The following is an 18,915-nucleotide window of genomic DNA, read 5'->3' as shown; positions in this document are numbered from 1 at the left end:
TTTCGCGAAAGGCTTTAGCAAATCACTCGCCGGGTGGGAAACATCCGCCGCGCCGCGGCCGCGCCCAATGCCCGACACCCCGGCGCGTCCCGCCGGATGCCGCCATGGCCCGCAGTTGCCATGACGGTGTGACGGTTCTACTCCTGCGGCACCTTCGTTTGCTGACTCCGACCGGAAGCCGCCCGCCGCGTGATCACCGACCCGCTGTTCTATCTCGTCGCGATCCCCGCGGTGCTTCTCGTCGGCCTTGCCAAGGGTGGCTTCGGCGGCGCGCTGACGCTGGTCGGCGTCCCGCTGATGGCCGTCGTCATCTCGCCGGTCGCCGCTGCGGCGATCATGCTGCCGGTGCTGGTGGCCATGGACATGGTCGGCCTCGTCGCCTGGCGCGGCACCTTCGACCGCCGCGTCATCGCGATCATGCTGCCGGCCTCCTTCGGCGGCGTCCTTCTCGGCTATCTCACCGCCACCATGGTCTCGGCCGACGGCATCCGCCTCGTCATCGGCCTCTTGGCGCTCTGGTTCGCGGCCGAATGGTTCTGGCGCTCGCGCCATCAGCTCGAGCCACGGCCGCGCAACACCGCCAAGAGCCTGAGCTGGGGCGCCATCGCCGGCTTCTCCAGCTTCGTCAGCCATGCCGGCGGCCCGCCCTTCCAGGTCGCGGTCATGCCGCTGCGCCTGCCGCCGCCGGTCTATGCCGGCACCTCGGTGCTGTTCTTCGCCTCCACCAATGCCGTCAAGCTGATCCCGTATTTCCTGCTCGGCCAGTTCTCGGCCGACAATCTGGCGACCTCGGCGGTGCTCATGCCGCTGGCGCCCTTCGCCACCCTCGCCGGCGTCTGGCTGGTGCGCCGTGTCGATCCCAAGGCCTTCTACTGGATCGCCTACATGGTGCTGGTGCCGGTCGGCATGAAGCTCATCGTCGATGGCGCCCGGGCGCTGTTCTTCTAGCATCCGCTGCCGCCGCCGCGTGCGATGCGCCGTGACGCGGGCTCCCCGATCTTCTATAGACCAGCCGGACACGGGGGAGTTCGGGACGGAACACATGGGCATCTACGACGAGCATCTCGATCGCAACGCGGCCAATTACCAGCCGCTGACGCCGCTGAGCCATCTGGCCCGCGCGGCGCTGGTGCATCCGGAGCGGGTCGCCATCATCCACGGCGCCCTGCGCCGGACCTATGCCGAGTTCTACGCGCGCTCGCGTCGCCTCGGCTCGGCGCTGGAAAAGCGCGGCGTCCGGCGCGGCGATACCGTCGCGGTGATGCTGTCCAACACGCCGGCCATGCTCGAGGCCCATCACGGCGTGCCCATGACCGGGGCCGTGCTCCTGTCCATCAACACCCGCCTCGACGCCGACATCATCGCCTTCCAGCTCGACCATTCCGAAGCCAGGGTCGTGCTCGTCGATCGCGAATTCTCGGGCGTCATGGCCAAGGCGCTGAAGAAGGCGAAGGTTACGCCCCTCGTCGTCGATTACGACGATCCGGATTTCCCGGCCGACGCCCCGGTCGCCAAGGGGCCGGCCATCGGCAGCCTGGACTACGAGGCGCTCGTCGCCGAGGGCGACCCGGACTATGCCTGGCACATGCCCAACGACGAGTGGGATGCGATCTCGCTCAACTACACCTCCGGCACCACCGGCAATCCCAAGGGCGTCGTCTACCACCATCGCGGCGCCGCGCTGATGGGCTACGCCAACGTCATCGCCTCCGGCATGGGCCGCTATCCGGTCTATCTGTGGACGCTGCCGATGTTCCACTGCAACGGCTGGTGCTTCCCCTGGACCCTCGCCGTCCAGGCCGGCACCCATGTCTGCCTGCGCTGGGTCCGGGCCAGGGCGATGTTCGACGCCCTCGCCGATCACGGCGTCACCCATCTGTGCGGCGCGCCGGTGGTCATGGCGACGCTGATCAACGCCGATGCCGGCGACAAGCGCGACTTCGACCAGACCGTCACCTTCAACACCGCCGCGGCCCCGCCGCCGCAATCGGTGCTGTCGGGCATGCGCGACGCCGGCTTCGAGGTCACCCATCTCTACGGCCTGACCGAGACCTACGGCCCGGCCGTGGTCAACGAGTGGAAGGACGAGTGGAACGCCCTCGACGGCCCGGCCCGCGCCGCCCAGACGGCGCGCCAGGGCGTGCGCTATCCGGCGCTCGAGGATCTGGCGGTGATGCATTCGGAGACGATGGAGAAGACCCCGGCCGACGGCGAGACCATCGGCGAGGTCATGTTCCGCGGCAACATCGTCATGCGCGGCTATCTGAAGAACCCCGAGGCCTCGGCCGAGGCGTTCCGCGGCGGCTGGTTCCATTCCGGCGATCTCGGCGTCCTGCACGAGGACGGCTATATCGAGCTGAAGGACCGCGCCAAGGACATCATCATCTCTGGCGGCGAGAACATCTCCTCCATCGAGGTCGAGGACGCGCTCTACCAGCACCCCGATGTCGCGACCGCCGCGGTGGTCGCCAAGCCGGACGAGAAATGGGGCGAGACGCCGCTGGCCTTCGTCGAGCTGAAGCCCGGCCGCAGCGTCACCGAGGCCGATCTCATCGCCCATTGCCGCGAGCGGCTGGCGCGCTTCAAATGCCCCAAGGAAATCCGCTTCCAGGAGGTCCCGAAGACCTCCACCGGCAAGATCCAGAAATACGTGCTGCGCAAGGCGATCGGCTGACAATGGCGGCGCGGCACCCGGGCCCGGACGAAAAACGCCCCGACACCGTTGCCGGCGCCGGGGCGAAGGGGCTGGGGAGGTTTGAGATCAGCGGTCGGGCTGCCGTAGCCGCTCGATCTCGTCCTTCAGTTGGAGCTTCTTTCGCTTCATCTCCCGGAGTTCCGAATCCCTCATCGCCGGTTTCGAGACCAGCGCAGCTGAAATCTCATGGTCGAGCGCCGAGTGGCGTTGTTCCAGCGTAGCGAGATGGGTATCCAAGGACATGGCTTCTCCCTTCGTGAGTTAGGTCGCGGTCCGCAATGCGAACCGGAGCCAGCAACCAGTCGACGGTGTCACAAGAGTGTCGCACTGTCGATTGGTCCGGCGGTCGCTATCGTCCGATGGGCGGTTTTGCTAATCGTCCGTCGCGACTGTCTGGACAATTGTCGAGACACCGGTTCGGTTGCACGCGGCGGTGCCTGAAAGGAACAGAATGGCGGATCAGGAACAGGCGGCCTTGAGGCTGCAGGTGGCGCGTCTGCGGCAGGAACATGCCGATTTCGACGCGGCCGTGAACGCGATGGTCGCAACCGGCTGCGACCGGCTGCAGGTCCAGCGCATGAAGAAGAAGAAGCTGACGATCCGGGACCGCCTGCAGGATCTGGAGGATCAGATCATTCCGGACATCAGCGCATGAGCGACGCCGCCCCCTCCCCGCCCGTCGCCATCATCATGGGCAGCCAGTCCGACTGGTCGGTGATGAAGAACGCCGCCGACACGCTCGACGCGCTGGCCATCGCCTATGACGCGCAGATCGTCTCGGCCCACCGCACGCCCGAGCGCCTCTACGATTTCGCCCGCGGCGCCAAGGCCGCCGGCTTCAAGGTCGTCATCGCCGGCGCCGGGGGCGCCGCCCATCTGCCCGGCATGACCGCGGCGATGACGCCGCTGCCGGTCTTTGGCGTCCCGGTCGAAAGCCGCGCCCTGTCCGGCCAGGACAGCCTCCTCTCCATCGTCCAGATGCCCGCCGGCGTGCCCGTCGGAACCCTTGCCATCGGCCGCGCCGGCGCGGTCAACGCCGCGCTGCTCGCCGCCAGCGTGCTCGCCCTGTCCGACGAGGCCCTCGCCGGCCGCCTCGATGCCTGGCGCAAGGCCCAGACCGACGCGGTCGCCGCCGCGCCCGTGGATACCCCGTGAGCACCACGCCGCCCGCCCCCGGCGCCGCAGCGCGCTTCGCCATGCCGGACACCGCCATCGGCATCGTCGGCGGCGGCCAGCTCGGCCGCATGCTGGCCATGGCCGCGGCCCGTCTCGGCTACCGGGTGATCGTGCTCGATCCCGACGCCGGCTGCCCCGCCGCGCAGGTCGCCAACGCGCAGATCGTCGCCGCCTATGACGACGTCGCCGCCCTGCGCGACCTCGCTGCCCGCACCAGCGTCGTCACCTATGAATTCGAGAACGTGCCGGTCGCGCAGATCCGCGCCGCCGTCACCGCCGTGCCGCTCTATCCGCCGGCCGAGGCGCTGGAAGTGACCCAGGACCGCGTCGTCGAGAAGGCGTTTCTCAACGGCATCGGCGTCGCCACCGCCGAATGGCGTGCCATCGACAGCGTCGCCGAACTTGGCCATGCCCTCGTCGAGCTCGACGGCGACTGCATCCTGAAGACCCGCCGCTTCGGCTATGACGGCAAGGGCCAGGCCTCGATCCGCAAGGGCGGCCCCCATGCCGACGTCTTCGAGAGCCTCGGCGGCGTGCCGGCGATTCTCGAGAAGAAGGTGCCCTTCGCCTACGAATGCTCGATCATCGCGGCGCGCGGCATCGACGGCAGCGTCGTCGCCTACGATCCGGCCGAGAACGTCCACCGGCTCGGAATCCTGCATACCTCCACCGTCCCCGGCCGCGTCTCGCCGCAGGTCGGCGAGGCGGCCAGGGCCATCGCCGCCAGCATCCTCGCCAAGCTCGGCTATGTCGGCGTCATCGGCGTCGAGTTCTTCGTGCAGGGCGACGACACGATCCTCGTCAACGAGATCGCCCCGCGGGTGCACAATTCCGGCCACTGGACCGAGGCGGCCTGCGTCGTCTCGCAGTTCGAGCAGCATGTGCGGGCCATCGCCGGCCTCCCACTCGGCGCCGCCGCGCGGCACTCGGACTGCGTCATGGAGAATCTCATCGGCGACGACGTGAAGCGCGTCGCTGCGATTCTGGCCGAACCCGCCACCCTCCTCCATCTCTACGGCAAGCCGGAAGCAAGGCCCGGCCGCAAGATGGGCCATCTGACCCGCCTGACGGACTGAATCAGCGCAAATCGGGTGTCACAGGGCGGTCGCAATGGCGCCGGGAGCGTTGACAAAAGCTGCCGGCAAAGCTATCTCGGCACCAATCTTTCCGGGCGTGCCGCTGCGGCGCGCCCATCATTTTGCGGCGGAACGGCCAGCCCCGATCCTCGCGTCTAACATTCCGGTGTTGTCATGAAGATCAAGAACTCGCTCAAGTCCCTCGCGACCCGTCACCGCGCCAACCGCATGGTGCGCCGCAAGGGCCGCGTCTACATCATCAACAAGGTGGCACCGCGCTTCAAGGCGCGCCAGGGCTGATGCCCCTGGGGACCGGCCTCGCCCGTCCCCGCCCCTTCGATCACGAAGTTTCTGATTGACGCTGCGCTGCGGAGAATTAACCTCTCCGCATGCGCGGCGTTTTTCATTGTCTCACCCTTGGTGTCTGTTTTCTCGCCCCGGGCCTCGTTCCGGCGCTGGCACAGGACGGCGCGCCGCCGTCGCTGATCGAGCCCGATCGTCCGCCCCAGGCCGCGCCGCTCCCCGGCCCGGACGATTCGCCATCGCCGCCCATGGTGATTCCGCCGCCCGATGAAGGCCTGACCGACAGTCCCGACGCCTTCGGCAGCGCGCCCATGGCCGAGGACGAGGCCGCCGGCGAGCCCGAGCCGCAGGTCGCCGACGAAACGCCGGAACAGGAACTCGACCGCCTCTTCGCCGAGCTGCACAAACAGGCCGACGAACGTGCCGCCCGCCGTATCGCCGGCCGGATCGAGCGCCATTGGCGCCGCAGCGGCAGCGCCACCATCGACCTCCTGATGCAGCGCGCCGCCCTCGCCATGACGCGCGAGGACAACGCCGCCGCGCTCGACCTGCTCGACCAGGCGCTGGTCATCGCGCCGCATTATCCGGAGGCGTGGAACCGCCGGGCGACGCTGAATTTCTCGATGAACAGGCTGGGCAAGTCGCTGGTCGACATCGAGCAGACCCTGCTGCGCGAACCGCGGCACTGGGGCGCCCTGATGGGCCTTGCGATGATCCTCGAACAGACCGGCCGCAAGGAAAAGGCGCTGGAGACCTATCTGCGGGTGCTTGCCGTCTATCCGGCGCTGGATTCGGCGCAGGACGCCGCCGGACGCCTGTCCGAGGAACTGCTCGGCCCGGCGATCTGAGACAGGCCGCCGAGCCGTTGCACGTCGATGGAACGGCCGCGTCAGACCGCGCTGAGGCCGTCCGAGCCGATATAGGCGATACGCAGCATGTTGGTGGCGCCCGGCGTGCGCAGCGGCACGCCCGCCGTCACGATCATCCGCTCGCCCGACTTGGCATAGCCCTGCTCCACCGCGATGCGGCAGGCCCGGTCGACCATGTCGTCGAGATCCTGGGCGTCCTCCGTCACCACGCAGTGCAGGCCCCAGACCAGCGACAGCCGCCGTGCGGTGGCCAGCACAGGCGACAGCGCCAGGATCGGCGTCTGCGGCCGCTCGCGGGCGGCGCGCAGGCCGGTGGTGCCCGTCGCCGTATAGGTGACGATCACCGACACGCCGAGCGTCTCGGAAATCTGCCGGGCCGCCAGCGACACGGCGTCGGCGCCGGTCGCCTCGGGCGGCGTGCGCTGGCCCGAGATGATGCCCGGATAGAGCGGGTCGAGTTCGACGCGCTGGCAGATTCGGTCCATCGTCGAGACCGCCTCGACCGGATACTCGCCGGCCGCCGATTCCGCCGACAGCATCACCGCGTCGGCGCCCTCGTAGACGGCGATCGACACGTCCGAGACCTCGGCGCGGGTCGGCACCGGGGCGGAGATCATCGATTCCAGCATCTGCGTGGCGACGACCACCGGCTTGCCGGCCTTGCGGGCGGCACGGGTGATCCGCTTCTGGATGCCCGGCACCGCTTCCAGCGGCATCTCGACGCCCAGGTCGCCGCGCGCGACCATGATCGCGTCGGACAGTTCGATGATCTCGTCGAGCCGTTCCACCGCCTGCGGCTTCTCGATCTTCGACAACAGGAAGGCGCGGCCGCGCGACACCTTGCGCGCTTCGGCGAGGTCTTCCGGACGCTGGATGAAGGACAGCGCCACCCAGTCGACATTCTCGGCCAGCACCGCGTCGAGATCGCGCCGGTCCTTGTCGGTCAGCGCCCCGGTGGTCAGCGTCGTGTCCGGCAGGCTGACGCCCTTGCGGTCGGAAATCTTGTTGCCGGCGACGACGCGGCACTTGATCGAGTGCTTGTCGGTCTCCGTGCAGACCAGCTGCAGCCGGCCGTCGTCGATCAGCAGCCGGTGCCCGACCTCCACCGCTTCCAGGATTTCCGGATGCGGGAGATAGACGCGGGTCGTGTCGCCCGGCTCGGGATTGTCGTCGAGGGTGAAATCATCGCCGACCGTCAGCTGGACGCTGCCCTCGGCGAATTTCGCCACCCGCAGCTTCGGCCCCTGCAGATCGGCCAGAATGCCGATCGGCCGGCCCACGACGGACTCGACCCGGCGGATGCGGGCGACGAGCTCGCGCATCAGATCGTGGTCGGAATGGCTCATATTGATGCGAAAGACATCCGCGCCGGCTTCATGCAGCTTGCGGATCATCTCCTCGGAGGACGATGCCGGCCCGAGGGTGGCAAGGATCTTGACCTTGCGATGGCGTCTCATTGGCTATCCGTTGTTTCGCGGGGCGCTTCGGTCAGCTGGACCATCCAGCTGGCCTGCTCGCCTGTGTCGTATTCGCGGAACCCCATCTTCTGGTAGCCCCGTTTGAAACAGTCCTTGACCCCGGCGATCTTGAACTCGTTCTCGGCGATGCAGAGGTTCACCGGCCCGGCCCAGCGGCCCTGGCCATCGGAGTCCTCGGCATACACGTAATAATACCGCGACGACAGGGGACCCTCGATGATCGCCTTGCAGGTCGTCGCCGGGATCCGCCACCAGCCTTCGGTGGTCCATCCGGCTTCGGCCCGGTAGCCGATGGCCACGCCCACCAGCGACTGGGTGCCGTTGCACACGCGGAAATCGGCGCGGGCGGCGTCCGCCGTCAGCGGCGCCGAGACGAGGAACAGTCCGGCGGCCATCAGCCCGAGAGCAAATCCGTGGCGCAGCCGGCGAAACGGGTTGGGTATCATCACGCTTTCCCCGAAAGAGAGAGTGTCCGCACGAGAGGCAGCTTTCGCATAGCGGTCGAAACTGTCAACGACATGACCACGCTGCGCTGCCGCCGTCCTAGATCATCCGCCGGCCGGTTGCGAGCCCGAACCGGCCCGCCGCCCCCCCTTGCCCGCCTCCTCGCGCGTCGCACCCTTGATGCCGGGACGCTTCGGCTCGATATCGGGGCAAGGCGCCGCGACGCGGACGGACACAGGAGAGCGACATGGACACGATCGACGACCAGAAGCGCATCGAGCTCGAAGCGGCGGCGTTCCGGCGTCTGCGCGATCATCTGCGCGAACGCACCGACGTGCAGAACATCGACCTGATGAACCTCGCCGGGTTCTGCCGCAACTGCCTGTCCAACTGGTATCGCGACGCGGCCGAGGCTGACGGCATCGCCATGACCAAGGACGAATCCCGCGAGATCGTCTACGGCATGCCCTATGGCGAATGGCGCGACCGCTACCAGCGCGAGGCGAGCCCCGAGACCGCGCAGCGCTTCGAGCAGACCCGCCCGAGCGAGTAACGCTTTCGCGCGCGGTCACCGCATCGCGCAGTCGCCACGTGCCATAGCGGCACAACGGGCTTTCCCCGAATCACCCCGGTCTGGTAGTTCCCGGCCAATTCATTGCGCGAAAGTGCCAGACGGAGACCCACCATGTCCGACGTGAACGATGTCGCCCAGGATCAGCTGCGATCCTTTGTCGAGCGGATCGAACGGCTCGAGGAAGAGAAGAAGACGATCAGCGACGACATCAAGGACGTCTATGCCGAGGCCAAGGGCAACGGTTTCGACACCAAGGTGCTGCGCCGCGTGATCTCGCTGCGCAAGCAGGACCAGAACGAGCGCCAGGAGCAGGAAGCGATCCTCGATCTCTACCTCCAGGCCCTCGGCATGGCTCCGGACCTGCCGCGCGAATAGATAGGCGTCGGCAGCACCGCCCCGGCGACCACGCTTCGCCGGTTGCCGATCCATAGGTCCGGCCCAGCTGCATCCACGCCGGCGCCCTCCTCACCTGACGCTCTCACCCGAACACGAAAAAGCCCGCCGGATCGCTCCGGCGGGCTTTTGCTTGTTGCTGCCGCAGTGATGCGGCGGCCGGCTTAGCGTGCCGCGCGGCGACGCTTGTGGCCGAGGCCCATCTGCTTGGCGAGGCGCGAACGCGCCGCGGCGTAGTTCGGCGCGACCATCGGATAGTCGGGCGCCAGGTCCCACTTCTCGCGGTACTCTTCCGGCGAGAGATTGTAGTGGGTCATCAGGTGGCGCTTCAGCGACTTGAACTTCTTTCCGTCCTCGAGACAGATGATGTAGTCGTCGGTCACCGACTTCTTCACCGGCACCGCCGGCTTCGGCTTCTCGGCCTGCACCGCCTGCGGCGCACTGTTAGTGCGACCGAGTGCGCCGTAGATGTCCGAGATGAGTGCAGGCAGCTCGGAAACCGGCAGCGAGTTGTTGCTGACATAAGCCGCCACCACTTCCGCGGTCAGCTCCATCAGCATTTCGTTGTTTTCGACGTTTTCGATCTGGTCCATTTTTACCCCGTGCTGCGCGAAGATATGGCGATTGCGCCTGTTGAATCAGGCGCCTGTGCGCGCCTCGTGCAGTTTGTTTATTGCGAAACGGTGGCCTCGCCTCTGGGCAATCCACCATCCGTGTTTGGTATTTATGTAGCGTTACTTAATGTCAAGTGGATTATTTGCAACCCCGAAGATTTGACAATTTTGTCCACACTTCCCGGCACGAATAAGCCGCCAAAAAACATCGAATGCCTGCCTTATCAAAGAACAGCCAGAAATGATGCGCGTACATCAGCAGGCCACAACCGGCACAACCATGCGGCGAAACTGTCGGGCGATGTTCAATGAGCCGTTAAAAGCAGAAACGCTTGGTGTCTCGTCGGGGCTGCTTCGGTTGTAAGACCAGCGAACGATATATCGCTGAAGTGGTACCACCGGCCGCGGTGAAAAAATCCACCCAAGCCGTTGCGAAGATACGAGGTTATCGCACTGCTTCGGCACTGCAGCGAAGTTGTCGTCACTCGCACGACGGGCAGTCGTCGTTCCCATACAAGGCTTCGACGGACTTTTACGTATCGGTCAACTGGCGCCGCGCCCCTGTCTTCTACGCCACACCCCGCCGCTCGGCCGTCCAGGCCGCTGCGGCGCGCTGCCGGTCCTCACTCCGCACTTCGCACTCCACGCCCGAACGAAAACGGCCGCCCGGTGGCAACACCGGACGGCCGTCGACGTTCTTGATCGTGCGTGGATGGTTGAGCGGCGGCCTTACTGGCCGACCTTCACCATCGGCAGGAAGTTGACGGCCGAGCCCGAGAAGCGGTCGCTCTTGCCGGCATTGGCCGCCGCCGGGGCGAAGCCCGAGGCGAACAGCGTGCTCGGCAGGTTGCCGACCAGCCGCTCGGCATCCGGCTTGGCCGTTGCCAGGCGCGCCGCCCGGCTGTCGGTGTCGGAGACGAGCGCGGCGATCTTGAAGCGCGAGGCGATCGCCTCCTGCGGATCGAGCACCTTCGGCTTCGGCGTCTCCTGCACCACGGCGTTGAGGACGCGGCCGCCCTTGCCGGAGGTCGCCGCGGCGGCAACCGCCGCATCGGCCGGCTGCGGCCGGGATTTCGGCGCGCTGGATGCCGCTGCGGTCATCAGCGCCGGCACCGGCTTGGTGGCCTGCGGGTCGATCTGCGGACGCGGGCTCGGCGCCCTGGCGGCCATCTCCACGGCCTTCATCGTCTCTGTCGCGGGCGCCACCTTGGCGATCGCCGTCTCGGCGGTCGCCGGCTTGTCCTTGAGCACGGTCTCGAATTGCGGGCGGTTGCCCGGGGTCGGAACCGCATAGGCCATCTGGCCGCTCGCCACGGTCTCGCTTGCCTGCTCCTCGAGCGCGGCGACGAGGGTCGACACCGCATCCTCGCGAGCCGCCGGGGCGTCGGAGGCGTCGGCCGGCACGGCGCGGCTCGGCGCCCAGGTCGGCACCGGGATCTGTGCATTGATCAGGGCCGCGACCTCGGTCTCGGCGGGAGCGGCAGCGGAGGCCGGCGCACCCGTATCGAAGCGGTCGCCGACCGGAACGGCGACACCGCCCGGCAGGGACTGGGTGGGCCGCGACTGCGGCACGACCGATGCGACCTCGACCTTCGGCGCGGCCACGGCCTTCACCGGAGCCCGCGGCGTCGGTGCGCTCTGGACCTCGTCCTCGCCCTCGTCGCCATCGCCGAACAGCATGGCCAGCAGCGTCTTGCCACCGCCCGAGGAGCTTGAGCCCGCATTGGCGACCTGGATCGACGAGCCGCCGCGACGCTGCTTGTAGGAGGCCAGTGCCTGCTGGTACCCGGGCAGCGGCTTGCCGTCCGACGGCACATGCACGGTGTTCCCGTTCGGGAAGACCGCCAGCAGCTGCTTGCGGTTCATCCGCGGCCAGTGGCGCGCATTGCCGACGTCGAAATGCACGAAGGGTGAGCCGGACTTGGGATAATAGCCGACGCCACCGACCTGCATCTTCAGGCCGATCTCGCGCAGCTTCGCCAGGGGCACGTCCGGAATGTAGAAGTCGAGCGCCTTGCCGAGCGTGTGCTGGCTCTGCTTGGCGACACCCGAGCTGCGCGAGCGCAGCATCGAGTTGGTGGCCGGCGAGCGATAACCGCAGATGACGTTGATATAGGCGCTGGAGCCGCTCTGGCGGTAGGCTTCCCAGATCAGGTCGAGCAGCCGCGGGTCCATCTCGACCTGCTTGGACTTGCGCCAGTCGCGCATGAACCAGTTGAGCTTCTTCAGCTCCGAACCGTTGTAGCGGCCATTGCTCTTGTAGGAGAAGCTGGCCTTCTCGTGGGTGTGCAGATTGTAGAACTTCAGGACGCGGGTCTCGGCCTTCGCCGCGGTGACCGTGCCGCCGACCAGCAGCGCCAGAGCAGCGAACGTCGCGAGGCGCCAGGCCGAGCGGCCGGCGCGAGCGGTATGTCCGAACATGCGGTCTCTTCCCCTCAAAACACTTGCCTGCCCGTCGGACGCATCCGCCGGTCTGGGCAACCCCGGTGACCGTTCTCGTCGCCTGTCCAATTTTTACGAAACTGCGGCATGAAGATGACAGTCAGCGAACTTTCTCCCGATTCTGCAAGAAAAGCGTTAAGGCCCGATTAAGCTTACTCGCCGGGATAGTGGTGTTTCGGCGTGAAATCAACGCCTTGCCGGATGGGAAGATCTTGACCGGCGCAAGCTGATCAATCGGCGTCGATCTTGTATTCCCGCATCTTGCGGTACAGCGTCGACCGCCCGATTCCCAGCCGCCGGGCGATTTCGCTCATGCGGCCATGATACTGGGCATGGGCCAGCCGGATCAGGTCGGCCTCCACCTCCTCGACCCGCCGCACTTCGCCATTCTGGTCGCGCACCGCGAAATCGGCGGGCTCGCCGCGGCCGTGGCCATTGGCAGCCGGAGCCGTGTCGCCCGGCGCTCGGGTGCCGTGGCCGGCATGGGACGCCGCATGGGCGTCCGCTACCTCTGCCTCGGCAGGCCCGGCCGCGATCAGCGCCGCGATCTGCGGGAAGTCGGCCGCCGTCAGGCTTTCGCTCTCGCCCAGCACCACCGCCCGGTGAATGGCGTTCTCCAGCTGCCGGATGTTGCCCGGCCAGTCATAGCGCTGCAGGAGCGCGATCGCGTCGGCCGCCAGGTGCCGGACCGGCGATTGCGGCTCCATCGCCACGTAGCGGTCGACGAAGCGGCGGGCCAACTTGGCGATCTCGCTGCGCCGTTCGCGCAGCGGCGGCACGGTCAGCTCGAAGGCGTTCAGCCGGTAATAGAGGTCCTCGCGGAACCGGCCGGCCGTCACCCCGGCCGCCAGATCCCGGTTGGTCGCCGAGATGATCCGCACGTCGGTCTTCACCGCCTGGCGTCCGCCGACCGGGTCGATGACGCCGTCCTGCAGGACCCGCAGCAGCTTCACCTGCGCCGAGGCCGACAATTCGCCGACCTCGTCGAGCAGCAGCGTGCCGCCATTGGCCTCCGCGAACTTGCCCTCATGCGGCTGGCCGGCATCGGTGAAGGCGCCCTTGGCATGGCCGAACAGGATGCTCTCAACCAGATCGCCGGGAAGCGCCCCGCAATTGACCTTGACGAAGGGCGCCTTGGCGCGGTCGCCGCCGGCCTGGATGGCGCTGGCCAGCCATTCCTTGCCGACCCCGGTCTCGCCCGAGATCAGCACCGGAATGCCCGAGCGCGCCGCCTTGGCCGCCGCCGCCAGCACCGGCCGCAGCGCCGGCGAGGCGTCGCCCTGGTCGAGCCGCACGGCGCGCGCCTTCGACGTGGTGCGCCGCGTCGCCGCGCCGCGCATCTTCAGCGCGCTGTCGATCACCGATTTGAGCTTGTCCGGCGACACCGGCTTGACGATGAAATCGAAGGCGCCGGCCCGCATCGCCTCGACCACCGTGTCGATCGAGCCCTTGCCGGTCTGCACGATCACCGGAATGTCGAGATGCCGGCGCCGCATCTCGGCCATCACCTCGCTGCCGCCCTTGTCGGGCATCATCAGGTCGAGGACGATGGCGGAGATTTCGCCCGGCTGGTGCGCGTCGAGCGCCCGCAGCGCTGCGAGGCCGCCGTCGCAGGTCAGCGGACGCAGGCCCATCCGGTCGATCTGGGCTTCCACCAGACGCCGTTGAATGGGGTCGTCGTCAACGATAAGTACTACGCGGTTCATGTCAGCCTCCAGTCTCGTCTTGACGCGAGAACGACCCAAATTGACACGCACCGCTAAAAAGCGACTGAACGAGAATGGGCAAAAAAGTCCCAGCAATTTCAGTCGAATTTGATCCTTTCCGACGGCCGTCCGGCGACCCGCGCCGGCCGGCATTTCCGCCAAGCCATGAGATTGTCCCGATGACGCATTCTGTCCGACCGACCTTTTCCGCCGCCGAGACGGCGGTCGATGAGACCGGCGCCCTGCCGGAATGGAATCTGTCGGATCTCTACCCGGCCATGGACAGTCCCGAACTGACACGCGACGTCGAGCGCGCCCGCGCCGATGCCGAGGCGTTCCAGGAGCGCTGGCGCGGCCGGCTCGAGGAAGCCGCAAAAGCCGAGGACGGCGACCTTGCCGCCGCCGTCGCCAGCTTCGAGGCGCTGGAGGAGCTTCTCGGCCGGATCATCTCCTATGCCGGGCTGGTCTATTCGGGCGATACCTCCGACCCGGCGCGGGCCAAGTTCTATGGCGACATCCAGTCGGTGGTCACCGACATCTCGTCGCGGCTCCTGTTCTTCCCGCTGGAGCTGAACCGCATCGCCGATGCCGACATGGACGCCGCGATGGACCGCGATCCGGCGCTCGCCCATTACCGGCCGTGGCTCGTCGATCTGCGCCTCGACAAGCCCTACCAGCTGGAAGACCGCGTCGAGGAGCTGTTCCACGAGAAGGCGATCACCGGCCGCGGTGCCTTCAACCGGCTGTTCGACGAGACGCTGACCTCGCTGCGCTTCACCGTCGACGGCGACGATCTGGCGCTGGAGGCGACCCTCAACATCCTGCAGGACCCGGACCGCGAAAAGCGCCGCAAGGCGGCGAGCGCGCTGACCAACGTGTTCAGCGAGAACCTGCGCACCTTCACGCTGATCACCAACACCCTGGCCAAGGACAAGGAGATCTCCGACCGCTGGCGCGGCTTCGAGGACGTCGCCGATTCCCGTCATCTGGCCAACCGGGTCGAGCGCGACGTCGTCGACGCCCTGTCGCAGGCCGTCACCGACGCCTATCCGTCGATCTCCCACCGCTATTACGCCATGAAGGCCAAATGGCTCGGCCAGGACGTGCTCGACTACTGGGACCGCAACGCGCCGCTGCCCGACTCCACCCGCCGCGACATCTCCTGGGACGAGGCCCGCCACACGGTGCTGTCGGCCTATTCGGGCTTTGCGCCGGAAATGGCCTCGATCGCCGAGCGCTTCTTCACCAATGACTGGATCGACGCGGCGATCCGGCCGGGCAAGTCGCCGGGCGCCTTCGCCCATCCCACCGTGCCGAGCGTCCACCCCTATGTACTGCTCAACTACATGGGCAAGCCGCGCGACGTCATGACCCTCGCCCACGAGCTCGGCCACGGCGTCCACCAGGTGCTGGCCGGCCGCCAGGGCGCGCTGATGGCGGCGACCCCGCTGACGCTCGCCGAGACCGCCTCGGTCTTCGGGGAGATGCTGACCTTCCGCTCGCTGCTCGACCAGGCAACGACGAAGGCGGAGCGCAAGACGCTGCTCGCCTCCAAGGTCGAGGACATGATCAACACGGTGGTCCGGCAGATCGCCTTCTACCAGTTCGAGCGCGCTCTCCACGAGGAGCGCCGCGGCGGCGAGCTGACCACCGAGCGGATCGGCGAGATCTGGATGGACATCCAGAAGCGCAGTCTCGGACCCGCTCTGCGCCTCGGCGACGGCTACGAGACCTACTGGACATACGTGCCGCACTTCATCCACTCGCCGTTCTACGTCTACGCCTATGCCTTCGGCGACTGCCTGGTGAACTCGCTCTATGCGGTCTACGAGAACTCCGAGGCGGGCTTCCAGGAGAAGTATTTCGAGATGCTCAAGGCCGGCGGCACCAAGCACCATTCGGAGCTCCTGCAGCCCTTCGGCCTCGACGCCTCCGACCCGGCCTTCTGGTCCCGCGGCCTCGCCATGATCTCCGGCTTCATCGACGAACTGGAAGCCATGGACTGAGCTGTCTGACAACGCCTGAAAACCAGCGTCGCCGGGCCTAAGCTCAGGCGGCGCTGTCGCGTTTAGGGCGCCGCCGCATGCCTTCGGGATCGTCGTGGATCACGTCGGGTAGCAGAGCCCACTTACGCCCGACAGCTTTGACCCATTGCGGCCGATCACATTCGCAAACGTCAGAGCTGGAAGCTGCCGTTCAGTCCGCCAGCGCCATTTCGATCGCCGCGTGCGCATGAAGAGTTGTCGTATCGATCAGGGGCACCGTGCTGTCTTCGGGTCGAACCAACAGCATGATCTCGGTGCAGCCGAGAATTACCGACTGCGCGCCCGCATCGACCAGACGCGCGATGACAGCCCGGTAAGCGTCGCGCGAGGTATCGACGATCTGCCCTGCAACAAGCTCCTCGTAGATCACACGGTGGATCGTGGCGCGGTCCTCCGCGTTCGGCACGAGCACGTTCAGCCCATGCCGCTCAGCAAGACGTCCCTTATAGAAGTCCTGCTCCATCGTGAACGCGGTGCCGAGGAGACCAACCTTCTGCAAGCCCGCCGCTTTGATGCGCTCGGCCGTCGGATCAGCGATGTGAAGAAGCGGCACCTGCACTGCGGCCTCGATTGCCGGTGCCATGCGATGCATAGTGTTGGTGCATATTAAGAGGATGTCGGCTCCGGCCGTCTCGAGCTTGCGCGCCGCTTCTACCAAGCGGGCCGTCAGTTCATCCCAATCTCCTCGATGCTGGAGAGCCTCGATCTCGGAGAAGTCGAAGGACCACAGAAGGCAGCGGGCGGAGGCCGTAGGCCCCAGCCGGTCTCGGACGCCCTCGTTGAGGATGCGATAGTACTCGACCGAACTCTCCCAGCTCATCCCGCCAATCAAGCCGATCGTTCGCATGCGTCCCCCTGTAGGTGCTGTCCCAATAGCAAATCCCGCTTTCCTACCCCATTCCGATTTCAGTCGACGGAGATCGTTGCTCCCGAAAGTGGCCCGTCTGCATTCGACCCGTTCAAGTTGATGGCAGCTGCGGCCTGGTTCTTCCGAAGCCGCCAATTTGATGTGTCGGCATGCAACGCGAGCACGCCCCCCGCCTACATGCCGAAGGTCACAAGGCCACGTTCATCGATCGGCCATGCAGGGTTCCAAGCGATCTCCCAAGCATGCCCGTCAGGGTCAGCGACATAGCCGCGGAAACCACCCTGAGGCGGTTCGTCCGCCTCCCGAAGGAGCGTCCCTCCCGCTGCTACCAAGCCCTGGACGACCGTCTCGACGTCAGCCCGGGCGGTGACGTTGTGGCCGAGCGCATAAGGTGATGGAGCGGGTCCGCTCGGACGATTCATGTCGCCGTCGAGACCCGGGTTGACCCATGTTCCGAGCATGAGGCCGTTCATCTGGTAGAAGAGGATTTCCTCGTTCTCGAAGACCGGGGTCCAACCGAAGCCGCCGACGTAGAAGCGACGGGATCGGATGATCGACGCGATGCCGAGTGTGATGACTGAAATCTGTTGCTGCATGTTCCAAACCCCTTTGTTCGTCCGTGCTCCATTGCAACGGACGTTCAAGGTCTTGGGCCGTCACCAAAGTGACAGAAGGACCCGCTTCCGCGGGGGCCGAGCCAACCGCACCGGCCTAACCTGTTTTAGACGACAGGACGCTGAAGGATTCCGTATCTAGATTCAAGGGCCCGAACGGCACCTTCTTCGGCGCCACCGGTCGAGATCTGACCGCAGTTCTACGCCTGAAGCCGCCAAAGGCAGCGGTCTTTCAGAATCCATATCGGCAACTCGTTGATTAAGGGAGCGGACCGGCAGCGTTCTGGGCGATATGGCCGATAGGTAGTACCGCTCACGGCCCATTGCGGACGGCTGGCCCAGCCCAACGCAGATAGTGTCCCACCATGTGGTGTAGCTGACGGCGATGGCCGTGCGGTTCCGGCCAAGCCGGATTGATCAGCGTGCCACGGCTGGCAGGCTAACGAACGGATCATCGCTCAGGGGAGCGACGGATTCCAGTGTCATGTACCTGGCCCGCTGAACCGCCCACTCATCATTTTGCTCGAGCAGCAGCGCGCCGACGAGGCGCTGGATGGCCTCATCGTTGGGAAAGATGCCGACGACGTCGGTGCGCCGCTTGATCTCGCCGTTCAGCCGCTCGATCGGATTCGTGCTGTGCAATTTGGCCCGATGCTCCCTAGGGAAGGTCATGTAGGCCAGCACGTCGGGCTCGGCCTCGTCGAGGATGGCAGCGAGCTTCGGCACCTTTGGCCGGATCTGGTCGGCGACGGAGCGCCATTGCTGGCTGGCGGCCTCTGGCGTCTCTTGGGCAAAGGCGGTGGCGATGAAGGCGGAGACGACACGACGGCCGCTCTTGCCAGCATGGGCCAGGACGTTGCGCATGAAGTGCACGCGGCAGCGCTGCCATGTCGCCGTTAGCACCTTGGTGACCGCGGCTTTGATGCCCTCGTGAGCGTCGGACACGACGAGCTTCACGCCGCGAAGGCCGCGTCGGGTCAGCTTTCTCAGGAACTCGGTCCAGATCGGCTCGGCTTCCGAGGTGCCGATCTCCATGCCGAGAACCTCACGCCGGCCATCGGCGTTGACGCCGACGGCGATGATCACGGCAACCGAGACGATGCGGCCGCCGCGGCGGACCTTGAGGTAGGTGGCGTCGATCCAGAGATAGGGCCAGTCGCCTTCGATCGGCCGCTCCAGAAAGGCTTTTACCTTGCCGTCGATCTCTTCACACAGCCTCGACACCTGGCTCTTGGAGATGCCGGTCATGCCCATCGCCTTGACCAGGTCGTCGACCGAGCGCGTCGAGATGCCCTGGACATAGGCCTCTTGAATGACGGCCGTCAGGGCCTTCTCGGCCATGCGCCGCGGCTCCAGAAAGCCGGGAAAGTAGCTGCCCCTGCGCAGCTTTGGGATGCGCAACTCGACTGTGCCGGCTCTCGTCTGCCAGTCCCTGTCGCGGTAGCCATTGCGCTGGGCGAGGCGCTCGGCACTCTTCTCGCCATAGCCGGCGCCAGTCGCGGCACCGACCTCCAGTTCCATCAGCCGCTCGGCGGCAAAGCCGATCATCTCGCGCAGCAGATCGGCATCAGGGGTCTTCTCCAGAAGGCTGCGCAGGCCCATCATGTCATTGGTCATC

At 66.5% G+C, this 18,915-nt stretch carries 20 protein-coding genes; 11 read left to right on the top strand and 9 right to left on the bottom strand.

What is annotated here, in order from left to right; genetic code table 11:
* Positions 1–189: 189 nt before the first annotated feature.
* Complete coding sequence (locus tag SI859A1_RS04650; protein WP_009208690.1) at positions 190–948, top strand: sulfite exporter TauE/SafE family protein; 759 nt, start codon at positions 190–192, stop codon at positions 946–948.
* A gap of 94 nt (positions 949–1,042) precedes the next feature.
* Positions 1,043–2,674: an acyl-CoA synthetase gene (locus SI859A1_RS04645; protein ID WP_009208689.1), complete on the top strand. Its 1,632-nt coding sequence runs from the start codon at positions 1,043–1,045 to the stop codon at positions 2,672–2,674.
* Positions 2,675–2,761: 87 nt separating this feature from the next.
* On the opposite strand, the gene SI859A1_RS20735 is transcribed toward SI859A1_RS04645, so the two are convergent.
* Positions 2,762–2,938, bottom strand: a complete 177-nt coding sequence (locus tag SI859A1_RS20735) for a YdcH family protein (RefSeq protein WP_040325268.1) — start codon at positions 2,936–2,938, stop codon at positions 2,762–2,764.
* Positions 2,939–3,146: 208 nt separating this feature from the next.
* Between SI859A1_RS20735 and SI859A1_RS04635 the strand changes: the two genes are divergently transcribed.
* The 5 genes from SI859A1_RS04635 (at position 3,147) to SI859A1_RS04615 (ending at position 6,098) form a co-directional block, all read left to right on the top strand.
* Positions 3,147–3,350 (top strand): YdcH family protein, encoded by a 204-nt coding sequence (locus SI859A1_RS04635; RefSeq protein ID WP_024348902.1) that lies wholly within the window; start codon positions 3,147–3,149, stop codon positions 3,348–3,350.
* Positions 3,347–3,850: a 5-(carboxyamino)imidazole ribonucleotide mutase gene (purE, locus tag SI859A1_RS04630; protein WP_009208688.1), complete on the top strand. Its 504-nt coding sequence runs from the start codon at positions 3,347–3,349 to the stop codon at positions 3,848–3,850. Before SI859A1_RS04635 ends, purE begins: the two co-directional genes overlap by 4 nt.
* Before the next feature lie 41 nt (positions 3,851–3,891).
* Complete coding sequence (locus tag SI859A1_RS04625) at positions 3,892–4,947, top strand: 5-(carboxyamino)imidazole ribonucleotide synthase (protein WP_040326284.1); 1,056 nt, start codon at positions 3,892–3,894, stop codon at positions 4,945–4,947.
* A 174-nt stretch (positions 4,948–5,121) separates the two neighbouring features.
* Positions 5,122–5,247: a type B 50S ribosomal protein L36 gene (gene ykgO / locus SI859A1_RS04620; RefSeq protein ID WP_024348905.1), complete on the top strand. Its 126-nt coding sequence runs from the start codon at positions 5,122–5,124 to the stop codon at positions 5,245–5,247.
* An 89-nt stretch (positions 5,248–5,336) separates the two neighbouring features.
* Complete coding sequence (locus tag SI859A1_RS04615; RefSeq protein WP_009208686.1) at positions 5,337–6,098, top strand: tetratricopeptide repeat protein; 762 nt, start codon at positions 5,337–5,339, stop codon at positions 6,096–6,098.
* 41 nt (positions 6,099–6,139) lie between these two features.
* On the opposite strand, the gene pyk is transcribed toward SI859A1_RS04615, so the two are convergent.
* Positions 6,140–7,576, bottom strand: a complete 1,437-nt coding sequence (gene pyk / locus SI859A1_RS04610; protein WP_009208685.1) for a pyruvate kinase — start codon at positions 7,574–7,576, stop codon at positions 6,140–6,142.
* Positions 7,573–7,992, bottom strand: a complete 420-nt coding sequence (locus SI859A1_RS04605; RefSeq protein WP_029702587.1) for a DUF1036 domain-containing protein — start codon at positions 7,990–7,992, stop codon at positions 7,573–7,575. Before SI859A1_RS04605 ends, pyk begins: the two co-directional genes overlap by 4 nt.
* Before the next feature lie 296 nt (positions 7,993–8,288).
* Here SI859A1_RS04605 and SI859A1_RS04600 point away from each other — a divergent pair, with 296 nt between their 5' ends.
* Positions 8,289–8,594: a DUF1244 domain-containing protein gene (locus SI859A1_RS04600; RefSeq protein ID WP_009208683.1), complete on the top strand. Its 306-nt coding sequence runs from the start codon at positions 8,289–8,291 to the stop codon at positions 8,592–8,594.
* Between the two features lie 132 nt (positions 8,595–8,726).
* Positions 8,727–8,990, top strand: coding sequence for a DUF2312 domain-containing protein (locus tag SI859A1_RS04595; RefSeq protein WP_024348909.1), 264 nt, complete (start codon positions 8,727–8,729; stop codon positions 8,988–8,990).
* Positions 8,991–9,172: 182 nt separating this feature from the next.
* Here the strand turns inward: SI859A1_RS04595 and SI859A1_RS04590 are convergent, their stop codons facing one another.
* Entirely contained in the window at positions 9,173–9,601 is a 429-nt protein-coding gene (locus SI859A1_RS04590; protein WP_009208681.1) for a Ros/MucR family transcriptional regulator, read from the bottom strand.
* Positions 9,602–9,610: 9 nt separating this feature from the next.
* Here SI859A1_RS04590 and SI859A1_RS21305 point away from each other — a divergent pair, with 9 nt between their 5' ends.
* The gene (locus SI859A1_RS21305) at positions 9,611–9,934 is read left to right on the top strand and encodes a hypothetical protein (RefSeq protein WP_148233733.1); all 324 of its coding nucleotides are present in this window, start codon (positions 9,611–9,613) and stop codon (positions 9,932–9,934) included.
* Between the two features lie 417 nt (positions 9,935–10,351).
* Here the strand turns inward: SI859A1_RS21305 and SI859A1_RS04585 are convergent, their stop codons facing one another.
* Positions 10,352–12,043 (bottom strand): peptidoglycan L,D-endopeptidase MepK, encoded by a 1,692-nt coding sequence (locus SI859A1_RS04585; protein WP_050767435.1) that lies wholly within the window; start codon positions 12,041–12,043, stop codon positions 10,352–10,354.
* Positions 12,044–12,294: 251 nt separating this feature from the next.
* Complete coding sequence (locus SI859A1_RS04580; protein ID WP_009208679.1) at positions 12,295–13,770, bottom strand: sigma-54-dependent transcriptional regulator; 1,476 nt, start codon at positions 13,768–13,770, stop codon at positions 12,295–12,297.
* Positions 13,771–13,949: 179 nt separating this feature from the next.
* Between SI859A1_RS04580 and SI859A1_RS04575 the strand changes: the two genes are divergently transcribed.
* Positions 13,950–15,776 carry a M3 family oligoendopeptidase gene (locus SI859A1_RS04575; RefSeq protein WP_040325265.1) on the top strand — a complete coding sequence of 609 codons (1,827 nt, stop codon included), beginning with the start codon at positions 13,950–13,952 and terminating at the stop codon, positions 15,774–15,776.
* 190 nt (positions 15,777–15,966) lie between these two features.
* Here SI859A1_RS04575 and SI859A1_RS04570 read toward each other — a convergent pair whose 3' ends face one another.
* The 3 genes from SI859A1_RS04570 to SI859A1_RS04560 all read right to left on the bottom strand — a co-directional run bounded on the left by SI859A1_RS04570 (position 15,967) and on the right by SI859A1_RS04560 (position 18,914).
* Complete coding sequence (locus tag SI859A1_RS04570) at positions 15,967–16,662, bottom strand: aspartate/glutamate racemase family protein (protein ID WP_009208677.1); 696 nt, start codon at positions 16,660–16,662, stop codon at positions 15,967–15,969.
* 194 nt (positions 16,663–16,856) lie between these two features.
* Positions 16,857–17,279 (bottom strand): VOC family protein, encoded by a 423-nt coding sequence (locus SI859A1_RS04565; protein WP_040325263.1) that lies wholly within the window; start codon positions 17,277–17,279, stop codon positions 16,857–16,859.
* Positions 17,280–17,714: 435 nt separating this feature from the next.
* A complete protein-coding gene (locus tag SI859A1_RS04560; RefSeq protein ID WP_009207891.1) occupies positions 17,715–18,914 on the bottom strand; it encodes an IS256 family transposase in 1,200 nt (399 codons plus the stop codon).
* Position 18,915 lies beyond the last annotated feature (1 nt).

The sequence above is a fragment of the Aurantimonas manganoxydans SI85-9A1 genome, from assembly GCF_000153465.1.
Classification (GTDB): Bacteria; Pseudomonadota; Alphaproteobacteria; order Rhizobiales; family Rhizobiaceae; genus Aurantimonas; species Aurantimonas manganoxydans.
Note: the sequence above shows the minus strand (reverse complement) of the source record. Positions and strands in the feature narration are given on the sequence as shown.